This window comes from Mycobacterium sp. 050128, from assembly GCF_036409155.1.
In the GTDB taxonomy this organism is placed as follows: domain Bacteria; phylum Actinomycetota; class Actinomycetes; order Mycobacteriales; family Mycobacteriaceae; genus Mycobacterium.
On sequence record NZ_JAZGLW010000001.1, the window covers coordinates 2826915 to 2846495 of the forward strand.

Consider the following 19581-nt stretch of genomic DNA (forward strand, 5'->3'; position numbering starts at 1 on the left):
ATCGACGACCCAAAGGGCCTGGGACGTTTACACCCATCCCGTCAACTCTCCTGGTCACGCCCCCGTGATGCCGATATTCGGCCCATTGTGGCACTGCTCTGTCGAGCGGGCACGCCGGGGATGTCCAGGTAGGCGTGCTGAGGCTAGCCGACCGCGGCGGTTTCGGCCGCGGCCACCTCGGTCGCGGCGCGCTCCCCGGAACGAATCGCTCCGTCGATCCACCCGCACATGACGGCCGAACTCTCGGTTCCGGCCCAGTGGATGCGACCACACGGTGGGCGCAGGGTGTACCCGTATTCGGTGAGGACGCCGGTGAGGGCGTGGCTGATCATCCCACCGCCGGAATACCGCTCCGTGGTCCAGTTCTGCTCGTGGAATTCCAGCGGCGAGCGGGCCTTAGAGCCGAACCGGTCGACGACTTCGTCGATGACGGCGGCCTTGCGCTCGGCCTCCTCGAGCTTGGTCAGCCGGCGTGCCGCGGGGCCCTCGGTGATCACGCACAGGATGCCAGGGTCCGCGGTATCGGTGCAGGCGTCGATGGTCAGGGTGGCCGGGGAACCCGGCGACGACGTCTGGCCGGACAACCCATCGGCCCGCCAGAACGGCTCGTCGTAGATCATCGAGATCTTGATGACCGCGCCACTGGGCATGCGCTGGTGCAGCATCGCCCGGTCCACCGGCAGTAGCGGCTCGTAGACGATCGAGCTGGCGATTGCCAGCGGTATTGCCACGATGGCGCGCTTGGCCCGCACGGTCAGGCCTTGCGCGGTGACGGTTACGCCGTCGGCGTCCTGGGCGATCTGGTGGACGGGTCGCGAAAGATGCAGTGCGTCACCGAGTTCCGCCACCATCGGGCGGTGCAGGGCGCCCATACCGCCCACCGGACGGGCGTCTTGGGCGCCGCCCTTGCCGGAGATCACAAAGGTGGCGCCCCCGTTGGAGGACCCCATCTGCGTCAAACACCACAACAGCGACGTCTCGGACGCGGCCGAGGTGTAGGTGCCGCCCAGCGCCATGTCCAGCATCTCGCGGGCCTGCTTGGACGCGGTGTTCTTGTGGATCCATTCGCCGATGGTGATGCGGTCCCACTCCTGCGCCTTCTTCGCTTCCCAGGGGGCCTCGCGCGGAATCGCCTTGCACATCTCGTCTATGGAGGCCAGGCCGATTCCGAGGTTGGCGATCGCCCATGGGCTCATGCTCCACGGGATGGTGCCGCCGTAGCGGTGCTTTTTGCCGTCGACGATCATGATGGCGTCGCCGTCGTTGTGCTGCTTGTACTCCGGCACGCCGAACTCGTTCATCAGCGCGTAGATGCGGTCCTGCCCCGGCCCGATCCAAGCGCCGCCGCGGTCGACCCATACGCCGTCGTCGCGGGTCACGGTGAAGGTGCGACCACCGACGCGGTCGCGGGCCTCCAGCAAGGCCACCGAGTGCCCGGCTTGCTTCAGCCGCAACGCGGCCGTCAAACCCGCGAAACCCGCTCCGACCACGCAATAATCGACGTCCGCCATGACCGCTCCTCGGTTGCCGTTGCCCCGCTGAGCAGCAAACTACACCGATCGCAACACGACAGCAGTCCGTTCGCGCGGAATTCATGTACCGATTCGGGCCGCCGTCGCTGAGGGTCTTTTACGCCTATGCAAAAGCGTTGGCCGATCGCAGTTTTGGGGGCCGCTCAGCACGGGATTATCGGCGGATAGGGCAGATCGGTGCTGGAGTGTGGGTCGACGTGCACCGGGTGGCCGAGGTAGGGGAAGGCGCGTTGCGGGCAGGCGGCCCGGTCGCAGATCTTGCACCCCGCGCCGATCGGCACTATCGCCCCGGCGCCGGTGAGGCCGGTGAGGTCGATGCCGACGGAGTAGATCAGTTTCTCGGCGTGGGCCACATCGCAACCGAGCCCGATCGCGAAGGTCTTGTCGGGGCCGAGATAGCGGCTGGGTTCCGCGGACGTAGTCCTGGCGAGCCAGAAATAGGTGCGCCCATCGGGCATTTGTGCGATCTGAGTCATGAACTGGCCGGGACGGGAAAATGCGTGGTGAACCACCCAGAGGGGGCAGTTGCCGCCGACGCGGGAGAAGTGAAAAGCCGTGGCGGACTGGCGTTTCGAGATGTTTCCCGCGCTGTCGGTCCGGACGAAGATGAACGGGACACCGCGGGCGCTCGGGCGTTGCAGCGTGGACAGTCGGTGACAGATGGTTTCGAACCCCACCTCGAAACGTCTTGCCAGCTGGTCGATGTCGTAGCGCATGGCCTCGGCGGCCTCGAGGAATCGCCGGTAGGGCAACAACAGCGCGCCGGCGAAGTAGTTGGCCAGCCCGATGCGTGCCACGCCCCGCGCATCATCGCTGAGCTGGTCGTCGCCGTCGATGAGTTGTGCGATCAGCTCGGCCTGGGTGAGCAATGCGATCTGGGTTGCCAACTGGAAGGCGCGTTGGCCCGGATGCAGCCACCGGGCCAGATACACGGTCTTCGACTCGGCGCGAAACAGGCGTTTCGAGTTGGGATTCAAGACCTGACCATCGTCGATGACCACGGTCACGCCGAGCTGGTCGCGAACGAACTCCGCCAGCTGGCTGTCGAGTCCGCCTGTCTGCAAATGGTTTTGGTCGAACAGCTGCTCGGCCGCGACGTCGAGATCCCCGATGTAGTTCTTTCGGTCGTAGAAGAAGTCCCGGACTTCTTCGAAGGGCATCGGCTGCGAGGGTCCCGCGGATGTATCGGCGTTGGCCCGGCTGTGCAGCGCTTCCAGGTCGGACGTGGCGTCGTGCAGACGCCGCTGCAGATTGACCAGCGCCTGGCCGACCTCTGGCATGCGGGCGACGAGCTCCTCGATTTGGCTGGCCGTCGCGGGTCCCTCGGCGAAGATCTCGCGCAGATCCGCGACCAGTCGGGCATCGGACTCGGGCGCGAAGTACTGATTCGGCAAGTCGAATCGCTCGGTAAGAGTCAGCAGCACCGGGACCGTGATCGGGCGTTGGTCATTTTCCAGCTGGTTGACGTAGCTGGTCGACAATCCAAGGGCACGCGCCAGCGCGACCTGAGTCAGCCCCTGCTCTTCGCGCAGCCGGCGCAGCCGCGCACCCGCGAACGTCTTCGCCACCTGCAACAGGGTACGCCCACTGCCTTTCGCAAAATTCGCAAAATCACCGGGATCGGGACACAAAATTACGCTCTTTTAGGGGATTTACCGCGGTTACCCGGCTGCGTACTGTGCGATTTATGCGCATCCATGACGTGCGAACCCGGCGTAGCGCCGACCACTTCCCCCGCCGCGAGCACCTCGCTTTCAAGATTGCCGAGGTAGCGGCAGACCCGGTCGCCGTGGCTCCGGAGACCGCGGAGATGGTGCGCAACCGCATCATCGACAACGCCGCCGTCAGCGCCGCCTCGGTGATCCGCCGGCCGGTGACCACCGCGCGGGCACAGGCGCTGGCGCATCCGGTGCAGCGTGGGGCCCGAGTCTTCGGCGTTCCGGGCAGCTATTCGACCGAGTGGGCGGCCTGGGCCAACGGCGTCGCGGTGCGCGAGCTGGACTTCCACGACACGTTCTTGGCCGCGGACTACTCGCATCCCGGCGACAACATTCCGCCGCTGGTTGCCGTCGCCCAGCAGCTCGACGTGCGCGGCGCCGACCTGATTCGCGGTCTGGCCACCGCCTACGAGATCCAGATCGATCTGGTCAAGGGGATCTGCCTGCACGAGCACAAGATCGACCACGTCGCACATTTGGGTCCGTCGGTGGCAGCGGGCATCGGGACGATGCTGCGACTGGACACCGAGACCATCTATCAGGCGGTCGGACAAGCGCTGCACCTGACCACGGCCACCCGTCAATCCCGCAAGGGCCTGATTTCCAGCTGGAAAGCGTTCGCGCCGGCGTTCGCCGGAAAGATCGCCATCGAGGCGGTCGACCGCGCGATGCGTGGCGAAGGCGCCCCGGCGCCCATCTGGGAAGGCGAGGACGGGGTAATCGCCTGGCTGCTGGGCGGTCCCGACCACACCTACCAGGTGCCGTTGCCGGAGCCGGGTGAACCCAAGCGCGCGATCCTGGACAGCTACACCAAGGAGCACTCGGCGGAATACCAGAGCCAGGCACCGATCGACCTGGCGCGCCGGCTGCGTGACCGGGTCGGCGACCTCGATCAGGTTGCGACGATCGTGTTGCACACCAGCCACCACACCCATCACGTGATCGGGACCGGCTCGGGCGATCCACAGAAGTTCGACCCGAACGCCTCTCGCGAGACGCTGGATCACTCGCTGCCCTACATCTTCGCGGTTGCGCTGCAGGACGGCAGCTGGCACCACGAGCGCTCGTATGCTCCCGAGCGGGCGCACCGGGCCGACACCGTCGAGTTGTGGCACAAGATCTGCACCGTCGAGGATCCGCAGTGGACTCGTCGCTATCACTCGAACGATCCGGCCGAGAAGGCTTTTGGGGCGCGCGCAGAGGTGACGCTGAAGAGCGGCGAGGTGATCTCCGATGAATTGGCCGTGGCCGATGCCCATCCGCTGGGTGCCCGGCCGTTCGCGCGCGAGCAGTATGTCCGCAAGTTCACCGAACTCGCGGACGATGTCGTGGAACCCGCTGAGCAGCAACGGTTCTTGTCCGCTGTCGACGCCGTAGCCGATCTTAAGGGCGGCGCGTTGGGAGCGCTGAATGTGGTGGTCGATCCGCGGACGCTGGACAAGGCGCCGGTGGTTCCGTCGGGGATCTTCCGATGATGGGCTCCTCGTCCAGTGCCGCCGACAAGCGCGTCGCGTTGCGGGCGGGCCTGGAAAGTGGCCGGCTGCAGCGGCTTCCGGGTGCCTTCTCGCCGCTGGTGGCCAAGGCGGTCGCCGAGGCGGGCTTCGAAGGCGTCTACGTGTCCGGTGCCGCGCTGGCGGCCGATCTCGGGTTGCCGGACATCGGCCTGACGACGCTGACCGAAGTCGCGGTGCGAGGCGCGCAGATAGCCGCCGCCACTGACCTGCCCACGCTGATCGACGCGGACACCGGGTTCGGCGCGCCGCTGAACGCCGCGCGCACGGTGGCGGTCCTGGAGGACGCCGGACTGGCCGGATGCCACCTCGAGGATCAGGTCAACCCCAAGCGTTGCGGCCATTTGGACGGCAAGGCCGTCGTCCCAGCCGAGGACATGACAAAGCGTTTGCGCGCAGCGGTATCCGCGCGGCGCGACCCTAACTTCGTCATCTGCGCACGCACGGACGCCGCCGGCATTGAGGGTCTGCCGGCCGCGATCGACCGTGCTCGTGCCTACGCCGAGGCCGGCGCCGACATGATCTTCACCGAAGCGCTGACCGAAGTGGCGGAGTTCGAGGCGATCCGCGCCGCCGTCGATGTTCCGTTGCTGGCCAACATGACCGAATTCGGCAAGTCGCCGTTGCTGAGCGCGCGCCAGCTGGCCGACATCGGCTACAACGTCGTCATTTACCCGGTTACCACATTGCGGTTGGCGATGTTCGCGGTCGAAGCGGGCCTGCGCGAAATCGAGTCATCAGGAACGCAATTCGATCTGCTGGATCGCATGCAACACCGCGGCCGGCTGTACTCGCTGCTGCGCTACCAGGACTACAACGAGTTCGACACCGACACTTACAATTTCACGCTTGAAGGGAAGCAGTCATGACCGTGCCGACCGCTGACATCAAGAAGGGCCTCGCCGGCGTGGTCGTTGATACCACCGCCATCTCGAAAGTGGTGCCGGAGACCAATTCGCTGACCTACCGCGGATATCCGGTGCAGGATCTGGCCGCGCACTGCAGTTTCGAGCAAGTCGCATTCCTGCTCTGGCGCGGCGAGTTGCCAACCGACGCAGAGCTGGCGCTGTTCAGCCAGCGCGAGCGCGCCAGCCGCCGGCTCGATCGGTCGATGCTGTCGCTGCTGACCAAGCTGCCCGACAACTGTCATCCGATGGATGTGGTGCGCACCGCCATCAGCTTTCTGGGCGCCGAGGACCCCGAGGAGGACGACGACTCGGCGAACCGGGCCAAAGCGCTGCGCATGCTCGCGGTGTTGCCGACCATTGTCGCGGTGGACATGCGGCGCCGGCGCGGGTTGGCGCCGATCCCACCACACTGGGGGCTGGGCTACACCGAGAACTTTCTGCAGATGTGCTTCGGCGAGGTGCCCGAACCCGCGGTCGTGCGGGCATTCGAGCAGTCGATGATCCTTTACGCCGAACACGGTTTCAACGCCTCGACGTTCGCCGCGCGGGTGGTGACCTCGACGCAGTCGGACATCTACAGCGCGGTCACCGGGGCCATCGGTGCGCTCAAGGGCGCGCTGCACGGCGGCGCCAACGAGGCGGTAATGCACGACATGATCGAGATCGGCGAGCCAGGCAATGCCCGAGAGTGGTTGCGCGGCAAGCTCGCCCGCAAAGAGAAGGTCATGGGATTCGGGCACCGGGTCTACAAGAACGGTGACTCGCGGGTACCGACGATGAAGCACGCACTGAGCCGCATCGCGGCGGCGCGCGACGGGCATCGCTGGCTGGACATGTACAACATCCTGGAAGCCGAGATGTTCGACGCCACTGGTATCAAACCGAATCTCGATTTCCCGACCGGCCCGGCCTACTACCTGATGGGATTCGACATCGCCTGCTTCACGCCGATCTTCGTGATGAGCAGAATCACCGGCTGGACCGCTCACATCATGGAGCAGGCCGCGTCGAACTCCTTGATCCGGCCGTTGAGCGCCTACTCGGGACGCGACCAGCGGGCACTGGCCCGCAGTTGAGCACCTAGTCGGCTGGCCCGCCGTACTGCCAGACCAGGCTGTGGGTGCCGGTCATGGTCGGGTTGCACCACATCGTCCGGCCGTTGGCGTCCTGCGTGGTGGAGTGCAACACCGTGCAGGAATCACCCGCTGCGGGCGCCTGGCCGTACGCCGTGCCGGCGCCGGCGACCGCAAGGCTTGCGAACACGGCGGCCGATATCAGGAACCGAATTCTGCTCATGATGGACATCTCCTAAGCAGGTGCCAGGACATCACGCTAACCGCCGGAGAACCTGCGGGCAAAGGGTGTCATCCGCGATCCGCAACACGGTCGGCTAGAGCAGGTTCTAGGGTGTGGAACCATGGGATTTCTCCAACCCGAACTGCCGCAGGTCGACATCGACGAGTGGAGCAAGCTGTCCCGCAGCGAGAAGATCCGCCCGATGGCCCGACATTGGGCCGAGGTCGGTTTCGGAACGCCGGTCGTTCTGCATCTGTTTTACGTCGGCAAGATCTTGCTTTACATCCTGTTCGCTTGGTTGTTGGCGGTGCCGACCACTCGCGGGTTGGCCGTCACTGACGTCATGTCGTGGTACGCCGAGCCGATCGTGTTCGAGAAGGTCGTGCTGTACACGATGCTCTTCGAGGTGGTCGGGCTGGGCTGCGGCTTTGGGCCGCTGAACAACCGCTTCAACCCGCCGCTGGGGTCGATCCTGTATTGGCTGCGGCCCGACACCATCCGGCTGCCCCCATGGCCCAACCGCGTCCCGGGGACCAAGGGCACCGCCCGCACCTTGGTCGACAACGCGCTATACGGACTGTTCTTACTGGTGACCTTCCTGGCCCTGTTTGCCGATGGCACCGGCCCGGTGCGGGAATTGGGCACCCAGGTCGGGTTGATACCCACCTGGCGGATCGCGCTGATCCTGGTGCTTCTCGGGATCCTGGGATTGCGCGACAAGGTGATCTTCCTGGCCGCCCGCGGTGAGGTGTACGCGACGCTGTCGGTGACGTTCCTGTTCGGCGGAGTCGACATGATCGTCGCCGCCAAGCTGGTGTTCATGGTGATCTGGATCGGCGCCGCCACATCCAAGCTGAACAAGCACTTTCCGTTCGTGATGTCAACGATGATGTCCAACAACCCGGTGTTCCGGCCCCGGTTCATCAAGCGGATGTTCTTCGAGAAGTTCCCCGACGATCTGCGGCCCGGACGGTTGTCACGGGTTTTCGCCCACGTGAGCACCTTCGTCGAAATGTGCGTGCCCATCGCGTTATTCGTCGGGCACGGCGGCTGGTGGACCGCGGTTCCCGCCGCGATCATGGTGATCTTCCACTTCGGCATCCTGTCGGCCATCCCCATGGGGGTGCCGCTGGAATGGAACGTGTTCATGATCTTCGGTGTCTTCGCGCTGTTCGTCGGCCACACCCATACCGGACTTACCGACTTGAAAAACCCGGTGCTGGTCGGGATTTTCATCGCGTTCATCGCCTCAATCGTGATCGCGGGCAATCTGTTTCCGCGCAAGATCTCGTTCCTGCCCGGCATGCGCTATTACGCCGGTAACTGGGACACCACGCTCTGGTGCATCAAGGCCTCGGCGGACAAGAAGATCAACCACAACATCGTTTCGATCGCCAGCATGCCCGCGGCCCAGCTGGAGAAGGTGTACGGCAAGGAGCGTGCACAGATCCCGATGTATCTGGGATATGCCTTCCGCGCCATGAACACTCACGGCCGGGCGTTGTTCACGCTGGCGCATCGGGCGATGGCCGGTCAGAACGAAGACGACTATGTGATCACCGACGGGGAGCGGATCTGCAGCACCGCCGTCGGATGGAATTTCGGCGACGGCCATATGCACAACGAGCAGCTGATCGCCGCGATGCAGCAGCGCTGCGGCTTCCTGCCCGGTGAGGTGCGGGTCGTGCTACTCGACGCCCAGCCGATCCATAAGCAGACGCAGTCTTACCGGTTGGTGGACGCCGCGACGGGTGAATTCGAGCGCGGCATAGTCAAAGTCGCGGACATGGTCACCCGGCAGCCCTGGGCCGACGATGTGCCGGTCCAGGTGCTGTCCGAGTCCGCTGCCCCCGAGTCCGAGGCCGAAGTGCCGGTCGAGGCCGAGGCTCGCGAGGAGCTCGAGCCCGAGGCCCCGCCGACCGTCACGCCAGAGTGACGCCGAAGCCCGAGCGCCACGCCGGCGTGACGCTCGGGCCTGTCGACCGTCAGACCCCCGCGCGCACTTCCTGCGCGGCGGCGACCATGTTCTGCAGCGACGCGGTCACCTCGTCGGTGTTGCGTGTCTTGAGCCCGCAGTCGGGGTTGACCCACAGCCGCTCCGCAGGCAGGGCCTGCAGCGCGGCTCGCAGCGACTCGGCCATCTCGCCCGTGCTCGGCACCCGCGGCGAGTGGATGTCGTAGACGCCCGGGCCGACGCTGTTGGCGAAGCCGACCGCGTTCAGGTCGTCCAGCACCTCCATGTGCGACCGTGCCGCCTCGATCGACGTCACGTCGGCATCCAGATCGGCGATCGCGCCGATCACCTCGCCGAACTCCGAGTAGCACAGGTGCGTGTGGATCTGGGTCGAGTCGGCGACGCCGGAGGTCGCCAACCGGAAAGACCGGACGGCCCAACGCAAGTAGTCCTCCTGATCGGCCCGTCGCAGCGGCAGCAGCTCGCGCAGCGCCGGCTCGTCGACCTGGATGACGGCGATGCCGGCGGACTCCAGATCCACCGTCTCGTCGCGGATCGCCAGTGCCACCTGGTTGGCGGTGTCCGCCAGCGGCTGGTCGTCGCGGACGAACGACCATGCCAGGATCGTCACCGGGCCGGTCAGCATGCCCTTGACCGGCTTGTCGGTCAGAGACTGCGCGTATTTCGCCCATTCCACCGTCATCGGCTGGCGGCGGATGACGTCGCCGAAGAGCACCGGCGGCCGCACGCAGCGGCTGCCGTAGGACTGCACCCAGCCGTTCTTGGTGGCGAAGAAGCCGTCCAGCTGCTCGGCGAAGTACTGCACCATGTCGTTGCGCTCGGGCTCACCGTGCACCAGCACGTCGAGGCCGAGCTGCTCCTGCAGCTTGATGACGTCGGAAATCTCCTGTTTCATCCGCCTGTCGTACTCGGCCTCGTCGATCTCGCCGGCGACCAGCGCCGCGCGGGCCTTGCGGATCACGACGGTCTGCGGAAACGACCCGATTGTCGTGGTCGGCAGCGGCGGCAGGTGCAGCCGCGCCTCCTGGCTGGTCCGCCGTTGTGCCGCGTCACCTCGGTGCGTACCGGTGGCGACGATCTCGTCGATCCGAGATCGGAGCTGATCGTTGTGCAGCCGCGGATCCTTTTTGCGGGAGGCCACCGCGGCGTTGGAGGCGGCGATCTCTTGGGCGACCGCGTCGCGGCCCTCGTGCAGCGCCCGGGACAGCGTCACCACCTCGGCCACCTTCTCCTGCCCGAACGCCAGCCAACTGCGCAGCGCGTCGTCCAGGCCGGTCTCGGGCTCCAGCGAGTACGGCACGTGCAGGGTGGAGCAGGACGTCGAGACCGCTACGTGGGCCGCCGAACCCAGCAGCGTCGTCAGCTTGCCCAGCGCCGCCTCGAGATCGGTGCGCCAAATGTTGCGCCCGTCAACGACACCGGCCACCAGGATCTTGTTCGCGAGCTCGGGCGCTCCAACGATCGAGGCTGTCGCCTCGCGGGCGCCGTAAACCAGGTCGACGCCGATCGCCTCGACGGGCGTGCGGGCCAGCGCCCTCAGCGAGTCGCCGGGGTCACCGAAGTAGGTCGCGACGTAGATCGCGGGCCGGTTGCTCACCTTGCCCAGCGCGGAGTAGACCGCCTCGGCCAGTGCGGGCGCGTCGGGGGAGATGTCGGTAACGAGCGCGGGCTCGTCGATCTGTACCCACTCGGCGCCGTTGTCGGCGAGCAGGCTCAGCAGCTCGGCGTAGATTCCCACCAGTTCCTGCAGCCGCTCGATCGGCGCGCCGCCACCGTTAACGCCCTTGCTCAGCAGCAGGAAGGTGATCGGACCGATGACGACCGGGCGCGCTGGAATCCCTTGCTCGAGCGCCTCTTTCAGCTCGGAGAGCGCCTTGTTCGCGTTCAGTGTGAACTTCGTCGCGGGCTCGATCTCGGGAACGATGTAGTGGTAGTTGGTGTCGAACCACTTGGTCATCTCCAGCGGCGCGACATCGGCGTTGCCGCGCGCGGCGGCGAAGTAGCGATCCAGGTCGTCGGAAACCTGTGCGGCCCGGGCCGGCAACGCGCCCAGCATGACCGCGGTGTCGAGTACCTGGTCGTAGTACGAGAAGGTGTTCACCGGCACCGAGTCCAGGCCGGCGTCGGCCAGGCTCGTCCAGGTGTCGCGGCGCAGGGTGGCGGCGAGCTTTTCGAGTTCGGCCCGGCTGGTCCGGCCTTTCCAGTAGCCCTCGGTCGCGCGCTTGAGTTCGCGTTTCGGGCCGATGCGCGGAGAGCCGACGACAGTTGCGGTGAATGGTTGGGAGGTCACGATATTCGTCCTTCAATCGGCGTGGTGGTCACCGCCGGCGGACGTGCAGCCGATCCTGCCGCGGTGAGCACCCATTTCTTGCAGGTACTTACCGCCAACGGCTGCAGCCAAACGCCCATTCCACGAGGCGATGAGCCGCCGGGCACGGGTGCGCCCGGCACAACTGGCAGGTCTCCGGACTCGCAGGCGCGCACCGGGTGGTGCTCCTAGTGGCCGTCGCTTCCCAGTCTTGCGACCAGTGCCTATTGACGGCGTTCGTTCCTGCATACCGTTGCGGGACAGTCCCGGATTCCCACCGGGTTCCCTCTCACGAAGCGTTACTAACGTTGCCTCGCTCGATGCCCGCGCCGCGGTTGCGGCGCAAGCAGACCAGCTGCGTGACGCAGTCTAATCAGCCCGCCAGGGCTTCTGGGATCGGGATGTCGCCGTTGTTGAATTCGATGGTCCGCCGGATGCTCGAGTCGTCCGCCAGCGCGGCGGCCACCACGAGTGCGACGTCAGCGCGGGATACCTCTTTGCCCGCGCCGATGACGATCTTGCCGGTCGGCGGTTCCAGCGTGAGCCGGCCGGGCCCGAGCACCGTCCAGTCCAGTGCGCTGGCTCGCAGATGGGCGTCCGCGGCAGCCTTGGCCTCCGCGTAAGCGAAGAACGGATCGTCTTGCGGCACACCATGGTCCGGACCCGCACCGAAGTAGGACACCATCACGAACCGCTTGACGCCCGCCTGGGCGGCGGCATCGATCACCCGGATCGCGGCGTCCCGGTCGACGGCATAGGTGCGGGCCGGATTGCCGCCGCCCGCGCCGGCCGAGAAGACGACCGCGTCGTGTCCGGGCAGCAGCTCGGCCAGTGCGTTGGTGTCGAGCTGCTCGATGTCGGCAACCACCGGTTCGGCGCCGGTGGCGGCGACATCGTCGGAGTGGTCGGGATTGCGGAAGACGGAGGTCACTCGCTCGCCTCGTTCGCTCAGGATGCGAGCCAGCTGCAGTGCCACCTTGCCGTGTCCGCCGAAGACGATGACTCGTGCCATGCCATCGACGGTACCGACGCCGGGTCCGATGGTGGCGACCCGACTTCGCCCGGCTACGCCGCGCTCGCGATCACCCCTAGAGCTTGATCTTGCCCATGATGATGTCCATGATCGGCTTGCCCGGCGCATAGGCACCGGTTATCGAGGCCATCGTGTGTCCGGAGTCCACCAGCACGGTGATGCCGCTGACGCCGCAGGCGGCCTCGCTGTTGAGGAACGCCATCACGTCGCCCATCTGCTCCGGGGTGTGCACCTTGGAGCCGGTCTCGTCGCGGTAGTCCTGGGCGAAGGACAGCCACAGGTCCGCGTTGGCCTGGGCCAGCGGGGTGTCGGTCGGCCCGGGGCAGATCGCGTTGATGCGAATGCCCTTCTTCGCCAGCGGGTAGCCCTGGGTGGCCACGTAGGTGTTGATCACCTTCTTGCTGGTCCCGTAGTGGTTGATTCCGTCGGCCTCGTGCGCCTGACACCACGCCTCGGCCGCCGCGAAGTCCGGCGTCTCGAGGAATTCCAGCATCAGGTCCAGGTCGTTCTCCCAGCCCATGCCGGCGACCGAGGAGATGAAGCAGATGGCCGAGCCGTTGGGAAGCTGGTTGCGCTCCAACAGGCGGTCGATCAGATGGCGGTGGCCGATGAAGTTGATCTTCATCAGGTCGATCGTGCCGTCGGCGACGCCGGCCGCGGAGAACACCGCGTGGATGGGACCGGTGATCTGGTCGAGAGCGGAGTCAATCGAGACGGGATCGCGCAGGTCGACCTGTACCGCCTGGGCAACGTCGTAATCCACGGGCGCGTAGTCCAGCACGATGACTTCGGCACCAAGCTCGGCCGCCGATTTGGCCGCTGCGGCGCCCATGCCAGTCGCACCACCGACAACGAGCGCGCGTTTGCCGTCGTAGCGCAACCGATCGACAATGGTCATGGAAATCCCCTTCTCGGATAATGCTAACGCGGTTCTAACTGCTCAACTGTATGGGTAACAGTTATTTGGCTCAATACCGGGTCCAGATTGAATTAGACGGTGTTACTTACTTGCCGCGCACCGCGGCGCCGCGCAAGACGGTGTCACGGATGTGCACCAGCGCGGGCCGCTTTCCGATCGCGCGCAGAATGTTCTCCGGTATCCACTGCAAGCTGATGACGCAGCGTGCCAGCATCGCGGTGGAGGGAGCGTCGAGGCGAATCTCGCCCGAGCGGATGCCTTCGGAGAGCAGCGATTTCATCTGCCGCAGGCGGGTGGGGTACGACCAGCCCGGATTGGCGGTCGGCGGCGATTGCCGCATCCACGCGAGCTGAATGCGGAATTCGTCGGAGAAGCGGTCCAGCGCATTGACGTTGATCCAGCTCAGTGCGTCCAGCTTCTCGATGGGGGTGGACTCCGAGCGGAATACGGCGACCCACCCGGCCTCAACCTTCTGTCCGAACGATTGCATGATCGAGTCGAGCAGTTCGTCCTTGGAGCCGATCACCCGATACACGGTGCCGGTGCCCAGCCCCGCCGCCGACGCGATGTCGCGGATCGTGGTCGCTTCATAGCCTTTGCGGCCGAATTCGGTTCGTGCCACGGCGCGGACGTGGGCGGCCTTGTCGCTGGGGTCGGCGTCGCTGTCATCGGCCCACGATTCGATGACGGCACTGGCCGCCGAAAACGCATTCGACCGATCCAATGCCGCATCAGTGGGTGGCCGGGCGGCCAAGCCCTGCAAGATGATTCGGCACAGCAGCTCCGCCACCTGGTCGGGTGGAGAGTTGTGCCGCATGACGTCAAGCCCGACCTGCAGCATGGTCTGGCAGATGCGGTCGGCCAGCGTGGGCAGATCGATTTCGGGCTTGATGTAGCCGGTCCACCGGCCGGCGCGCAGCGTTTGCACCATCGCCTCTTGCACCGCGACGGACTGATTGCGGGTCAGGTTCATCAATTCGGGGTCCGAGCTCGGTCCCTCGTAGAACGACATCTGCAGGGCGGCGCGATGGTGCACGGCGCAGTTGGCGACCGCCGATCCCAGCTCGATGATTTTCTCGGCGGGCGGTCGCGAATCGGCGTCGTCCAGTCTCGCCTGGGCCCTTTCCCCGATGCGGTGCAGATCATCCTGATAGCGGCGGATCAGCTCGATGAGGATCGCTTCTTTGGATTCGAAATGGTGATAGAGGCTGCCGGGCAGAATCCCCGCCGCGTCGGCGATCTCCTGCAACGAGGTTCGCAATCCCGAAGATGCGATCAAAGACGCCGCGGTCTGCAGGATCTCGGTGCGGCGCGTCCCGGAATCGTCGGCCTGATCCAGGGCATTGGTGCCCGCCCGCTTTCCCTTGGCCAAGGTTTCGGCTTTGGCCATGGCTAACGGTGCGCAGCTCGAGAGGACTGCGACCGGGCCCAGCTGCGCATTCGTCCTCCTGCCGAACCAAATCTTTGTTAAAGGCTATCAGATTGCCCGTCCGGAAACCGGCTCAAATGCGCTGCTAACAGCGGTGACAGCCATTCTAAGGCCCTAGAGCCCGGGACCGTCCCAACTGTCCACCGCGACCACTTCGTCGAGAGGTCGCCGCCGTGCGGGGGAGAAGGTGTGTCCGGCTCGCAGCCGGCCCACCGGCAGTAGGGCGCCCTGGACGAAGGTCGGCGGAATCCCGAGCAGTTCGGCCACCTCCTGCTCGTGGTGCAGGTGCAGGGTCGTGACGCAGGTGCCGTAGCCGCGAGTGTGCAGGGCCAGCTGAAAATTCCACACCGCGGGGAAGATCGACCCGTACAGGGTGGCCAGGTGAAACGATTCGTCGCCGTCGATACGCGGCAAGTAGGGCTCATAGCTTGGGATTACCAACAGCGGAACCTTCGCCATGTTCTCGACCAGCCACTCCGTTGACGACATCAGCCGGCTCTCCGGCGTGCCGCCCGGCAGCAGGTCGGCGAGCAGCTGACCGCCGACCCGCTGAAGGTACGCGTCGCGGTACAGCTCGGCGATCTTTTCGCGCTTCTTCGGATCGGCGACCACCAGCCAGCGCCAGGCCTGCGAGTTCGAGCCGTTGGCGGCCTGCAGGCCGATGCGCAGGCATTCGCGAATGTCCTCGAGGTCCACCGGCGTGACGAGGTCAAGCGTCTTGCGCGCGGAGCGGGTGGCGGTCAGCAGGTAGTCGATGTCCATCAGTGACCCCTATTGGCAAGGCGCGCACCGAGTTCGGTGAGGTAGCGGTCGGGTCCGCCGAGAAGTGCGCTCCAGCTCAGCAGGCGTTTGAGGTAGAGATGCGCATCGTGCTCCCAGGTGTAGCCGATTCCGCCGAACACCTGGATGGCGGTGTCGCCGACGGTCGCCAGTCGCCCGGCGAATGCCTTTGCCCGAAGGGCGGCGAGATGGCGTTCGTCGGATCCGAGGGCGTCGGCGGCCCACAGCGCGTGGACCACACCGCTGCGGGCCAGTTCGACCGTCTCGTACATGTCGACGCACAAGTGCTGGACCGCCTGAAAGGACCCGATGACCTGACCGAATTGCTTTCTGACTTTTGCGTATTCGACGGCGAGATCCAGCACCGCGCGGGCGGCGCCGAGCGCGTCGGCGGCGGTGGCGATCAGCAGGTCGTCGATCACCGCGGCAACATCAGTCGGTGTAGCCGTGGCCAGTCGTTGCCCGGGCGCGCCGTCGAGCTGGACGCGAAACTGCTTGCGGGTCGCATCGATACCGCGCTCGAGCGCCACGGAAACCGCCGAAGTGTCGGTGTTTACCGCGAAAAGCGCGGTGCCGTTTGCATCTTCGGCCAGCACCAGCAGCACGTCGGCCGCCGCGGCATCGGCTACTTCGCCCAGTTCGCCGCGCAGGACCACGTCGTTACCGGAGGCGTCGACCGCGACGTTCCCGAAGTCCAGGAAGCTGACGGTGGCGATGGTCGTTCCGTCGGCGATTCCGGCCAAAATTGTTGCAGCACTGTCGCTATCGCAGAGCCGGGTCAACGTGCGCGGTGCGGCCACCGCGGTGGACAGCCAAGGTCCCGGGTGCAGGGCAGCGCCGAGCTCTTCGGCCACCACGCCGACCTCGACCATCGTCATCCCGGCGCCGCCAAGTGCCTCGGGCACCAACAGCCCGGTGGTGCCAAGGTCGGCCAGGCCACGCCAGACCGCGTCGTCGACACCGGCCGGATCGTCGAGCAGCTGGCGCACGTGGCCCGAAATCGGTGCCTTTTCAGAAAGAAAGCGCCGGGTGGTGTCGCGCAGCGCGACCTGTTCGTCGGTGAGTTCGAGGTTCATTTGCGTGGCAATCCGAGCACGCGTTGCGCGGTGATGTTCTTGTTGATCTGTGTGGTACCGCCGGCGATGGTCAACGAGCGTGAGGTGAGGCGATAGTTCGCCCATGCGGCGTTGTCGCCGCGGGTGCCCAGCACGTCGAAGGCCAGTGCGGCCATGTCCTGTCCGATCTCACCCCACACGGACTTGGCGAGGCTGGCCGATCCGAACGCCGTTATTTCCGAGCCACCGTGCAGCGTCGCCGAGATCGATCGCTGGCAGAGCACCTCGAGATACTTGATGCGGACCGCGATTTCGCCGAGGCGCCGCAGCGTCACCGGGTCTTCGAGTGCGTTGCTGTGCGCGGCGATGTCGTCGACGAGTTCTTCCAGCCGCACCTGCATTTCGGCGTAGAGCCGTGCGGCGCCGGCCCGCTCGTGGCTGAGGGTGGTGGTGGCCACCTGCCAGCCGCCGTCGAGCGGTCCGAGCAACGCGTCGGCCGGCACTCGCACGTCGTGAAAGAACACCTCGGCGAAATCGGTGTCGCCGTTGAGCGTGACGAGCGGACGCACCTCGATGCCGGGCAGCGACATGTCGACGATCAGGCAGGAGATCCCCTTGTGCTTCGGGGCGTCGGGATCGGTGCGCACGTAAAGCTGGCACCAGTGCGCGCGATGACCGAGCGAGGTCCAGATCTTCTGGCCGTTGACGACGAAGTCGTCGCCGTCCCGGACCGCGCGAGTGCGCAGCGAGGCGAGATCGGAGCCGGATTCGGGTTCCGACATGCCCTGGCACCAAATGTCGTCGGCGCGCATCATCCTGGGCAGCAGCGTCTTCTTCTGGTCTTCGGTACCGTACTGCATGATCGCGGGGGCGATGTTGTTCATCCCAATGACGTTGAGCGGCATCGGGGCCCGCGCGCGAGTGGTCTCCTCGGTGTAGATCAGCTGCTCGAGAACCGTCGCTCCGCGACCGCCGTATTCGCGGGGCCAGGAGACGGCGGCCCAGCCCGCGTCGGACATCGTGCGGCTCCACCCGCGCAGCATCTCGAAGGACGCATCGTCGCGTCCCGCGGGCCGCCGGGCGGCGATCAGTTCATCGGTGAGGTTCGCGGACAGCCAGTCGCGCAACTCGATGCGGAACTGTTCTAATTCCGCCGGATAGGAGAAGTCCACTGTTCCTTGACTTTGGTCGTGGCTAACTGCGACTTAGCCGGACTTTACGGTGGAGCATTTTTTTGGTCAACAATTTCTATCCTCGTCGACTTTTGCATCGGTGCTCTCACCGCATCCTGCCGCCGAGGTCGTTGACCGCTGCCGGTTCATTGACTGCCGGGAAGCCGGACTTTACGGTGGAACAGATATTTGGTCGACAAGTCGGAGGTTGTGTGGGGGACGACGCTGGTGCCGAGCGGTTGCAGGCCCTGGGCATGCTCGCCTCCGCGTGGGCGGGCCGGGCCGTTGCGGTCGCCGGGCTCCCGTCCGGTGAGCCGGCGTGGACGGATGGGCAGACGATTCACGTCGACGCCGGCGCTTCTGCCCGCGCCACACTGGAAGCCATTGCCGTCCAGGCGTCGATGGTCGCGGCCGGCAGCCTGCAGCCCGACGTGGTGCGGTCGTTGCTTCGCCACCCCCGGGTGGCCAAGCGCTACCTCGCAGTCGAGAGCCATCGCGCGCTGGTGGCCAATGCGCATTTGCTACCAACGGTTTTGGCGTCATTGGGCGACCGCGACATCGCGAGTCGCAGCGACTCGCCCGCCGCGTCGCTGGAGCTTGCGGCGGGGCGGGCGTCGATTGGCGATCCGCCGTCCGTGTTCGGCGTGATCCGTGCGGCCAAGCTGATGGCCGCGTGCGCCCGCGTCACCAAACACGACGACCAGGCAGCCACCGCGCATGTCCCGCGCAGCGACGGCCGGCGCGAGCTGGAGCAACTTGATGATGGCGAGGTCGACGACTCCGACGATCCCGACCTGTTCACCAGCCCGGTCGGCGGCGGCGGCTTCATCGGCAAGTGGCTGAAAAAGATGCTGTCGTCCACCCGCAAGACCGGCAGCGGCGGCGGGCCACCCGGCGCGGACGCCCCGACGCATCGCACGAACTCCGCAAAACGCGGTGGGCACGCCGTATCCTCGCTGGCCTCGACCGCGAGCGAGGATGTCGACGACTCCGGAGTCACAGCGGACGGTGTGCGGTATCCGGAATGGGATGTCTCCCGCAAGCGGTATCGGCCCGACTGGTGCACCGTGCGGGAGGTCGCGCCGCAGATCAAAGCCTCGGCGACACCGGCGATCGACGACGCCCTCGGGGTGCGTCGGCCGCTATCGCGACTCGGTATGGGTCTGCACCGTCGGCACCGCCAACCACAGGGGGACGACATCGACATCGACGCCGCCGTCGAGGCCCGCGTCGAGGTGCGGGCCGGATCGGTGCCCGACGAGTCGGTGTACCTGGACAGCCTGCGGCGCCGGCGTGACCTGTCGGTCTTGCTGCTACTCGACGTGTCGGGGTCGGCGGCCGAGCCCGGAACGGTCGGGCGCACGGTGCACGAACAACAGCGAACGGCGGTGGCCAACCTGACTGTCGCGCTGCATGACCTCGGTGACCGGGTCTGCCTCTACGCCTATTACTCGCAGGGGCGCACGTCGGTAACCATGGTGCCCGTCAAGCGATTCGACGACCATCTCGACGCCCACATCATCAGGCGGCTCAACAGCCTGGAACCCGGCGCCTACTCTCGCCTGGGCGCGGCCATCCGGCACGGCTCGTCGGTGCTGGAGGCGCGCGGCGGTACGTCTCGGCGGCTGCTGGTGGTGCTGTCCGACGGCCTTGCCTACGACCACGGGTATGAGCGGGCATACGGCGCCGCGGACGCGCGCCGCGCGCTAAGCGAGGCCCGCCGGCGGGGAACTGGCTGCGTGTGCCTGACCATCGGCGCTGGGACCGACGTGGCGTCGCTGCGCCGGGTGTTCGGTAGCACCGCACATGCCACGATCGGGCGCCCGGATCAGCTCGCCGGGGTGATCGGACCGCTGTTCCGATCCGCGTTGCGCTCCGCGGAGGTGCGCCGGCGGGTGAGCGACTGAGACCGAGAATGCACGCTGATTGAAACAAACATCTGTTC

14 protein-coding genes, 1 pseudogene and 1 riboswitch are annotated in these 19581 nt (G+C 66.2%); of the genes and pseudogenes, 5 read left to right on the forward strand and 10 right to left on the reverse strand.

The genetic code is table 11. From position 1 onward, the window contains the following. Window positions 1-143: 143 nt before the first annotated feature. Window positions 144-1511: a flavin monoamine oxidase family protein gene (locus SKC41_RS13720; RefSeq protein WP_330978078.1), complete on the reverse strand. Its 1368-nt coding sequence runs from the start codon at window positions 1509-1511 to the stop codon at window positions 144-146. A gap of 164 nt (window positions 1512-1675) precedes the next feature. Then, on the reverse strand, window positions 1676-3109 hold the full coding sequence (locus SKC41_RS13725; protein ID WP_330978880.1) for a short-chain fatty acyl-CoA regulator family protein: 1434 nt from the start codon (window positions 3107-3109) through the stop codon (window positions 1676-1678). 110 nt (window positions 3110-3219) lie between these two features. Here SKC41_RS13725 and prpD point away from each other — a divergent pair, with 110 nt between their 5' ends. Genes prpD through SKC41_RS13740 form a run of 3 tightly spaced genes read left to right on the forward strand, consistent with a single transcriptional unit; the run spans window position 3220 to window position 6745 of the window. Beyond that, on the forward strand, window positions 3220-4725 hold the full coding sequence (gene prpD, locus SKC41_RS13730) for a 2-methylcitrate dehydratase PrpD (RefSeq protein ID WP_330978079.1): 1506 nt from the start codon (window positions 3220-3222) through the stop codon (window positions 4723-4725). Continuing rightward, complete coding sequence (gene prpB / locus SKC41_RS13735) at window positions 4722-5630, forward strand: methylisocitrate lyase (protein ID WP_330978080.1); 909 nt, start codon at window positions 4722-4724, stop codon at window positions 5628-5630. Before prpD ends, prpB begins: the two co-directional genes overlap by 4 nt. Further along, entirely contained in the window at window positions 5627-6745 is a 1119-nt protein-coding gene (locus SKC41_RS13740; RefSeq protein ID WP_330978081.1) for a bifunctional 2-methylcitrate synthase/citrate synthase, read from the forward strand. The genes prpB and SKC41_RS13740 overlap by 4 nt, the downstream gene beginning before the upstream one ends. Before the next feature lie 4 nt (window positions 6746-6749). Here the strand turns inward: SKC41_RS13740 and SKC41_RS13745 are convergent, their stop codons facing one another. Then, complete coding sequence (locus tag SKC41_RS13745) at window positions 6750-6965, reverse strand: hypothetical protein (protein WP_330978082.1); 216 nt, start codon at window positions 6963-6965, stop codon at window positions 6750-6752. A gap of 121 nt (window positions 6966-7086) precedes the next feature. On the opposite strand from SKC41_RS13745, the pseudogene SKC41_RS13750 reads away from it, so the two are divergent. Continuing rightward, window positions 7087-8799, forward strand: a pseudogene (locus tag SKC41_RS13750) (DUF3556 domain-containing protein); the annotation flags it as partial. Between the two features lie 151 nt (window positions 8800-8950). Here SKC41_RS13750 and metE read toward each other — a convergent pair. The 7 genes from metE to SKC41_RS13785 all read right to left on the reverse strand — a co-directional run bounded on the left by metE (window position 8951) and on the right by SKC41_RS13785 (window position 17636). Further along, complete coding sequence (gene metE / locus SKC41_RS13755) at window positions 8951-11230, reverse strand: 5-methyltetrahydropteroyltriglutamate--homocysteine S-methyltransferase (RefSeq protein WP_330978083.1); 2280 nt, start codon at window positions 11228-11230, stop codon at window positions 8951-8953. Window positions 11231-11378: 148 nt separating this feature from the next. After that, a riboswitch (cobalamin riboswitch) is annotated at window positions 11379-11570 on the reverse strand. A 51-nt stretch (window positions 11571-11621) separates the two neighbouring features. Continuing rightward, window positions 11622-12260, reverse strand: a complete 639-nt coding sequence (locus tag SKC41_RS13760; RefSeq protein WP_330978084.1) for an SDR family oxidoreductase — start codon at window positions 12258-12260, stop codon at window positions 11622-11624. A 76-nt stretch (window positions 12261-12336) separates the two neighbouring features. Further along, complete coding sequence (locus tag SKC41_RS13765; protein ID WP_330978085.1) at window positions 12337-13179, reverse strand: SDR family oxidoreductase; 843 nt, start codon at window positions 13177-13179, stop codon at window positions 12337-12339. 106 nt (window positions 13180-13285) lie between these two features. Next, complete coding sequence (locus SKC41_RS13770) at window positions 13286-14590, reverse strand: TetR/AcrR family transcriptional regulator (RefSeq protein WP_330978086.1); 1305 nt, start codon at window positions 14588-14590, stop codon at window positions 13286-13288. A gap of 153 nt (window positions 14591-14743) precedes the next feature. Beyond that, window positions 14744-15391 carry a nitroreductase family protein gene (locus SKC41_RS13775; RefSeq protein WP_330978087.1) on the reverse strand — a complete coding sequence of 216 codons (648 nt, stop codon included), beginning with the start codon at window positions 15389-15391 and terminating at the stop codon, window positions 14744-14746. Beyond that, window positions 15391-16485, reverse strand: coding sequence for an acyl-CoA dehydrogenase family protein (locus tag SKC41_RS13780; RefSeq protein WP_330978088.1), 1095 nt, complete (start codon window positions 16483-16485; stop codon window positions 15391-15393). The genes SKC41_RS13775 and SKC41_RS13780 overlap by 1 nt, the downstream gene beginning before the upstream one ends. After that, complete coding sequence (locus SKC41_RS13785) at window positions 16482-17636, reverse strand: acyl-CoA dehydrogenase family protein (RefSeq protein WP_330978089.1); 1155 nt, start codon at window positions 17634-17636, stop codon at window positions 16482-16484. The genes SKC41_RS13780 and SKC41_RS13785 overlap by 4 nt, the downstream gene beginning before the upstream one ends. A gap of 212 nt (window positions 17637-17848) precedes the next feature. On the opposite strand from SKC41_RS13785, the gene SKC41_RS13790 reads away from it, so the two are divergent. Then, a complete protein-coding gene (locus tag SKC41_RS13790) occupies window positions 17849-19543 on the forward strand; it encodes a nitric oxide reductase activation protein NorD (RefSeq protein WP_330978090.1) in 1695 nt (564 codons plus the stop codon). Window positions 19544-19581: the final 38 nt, after the last annotated feature.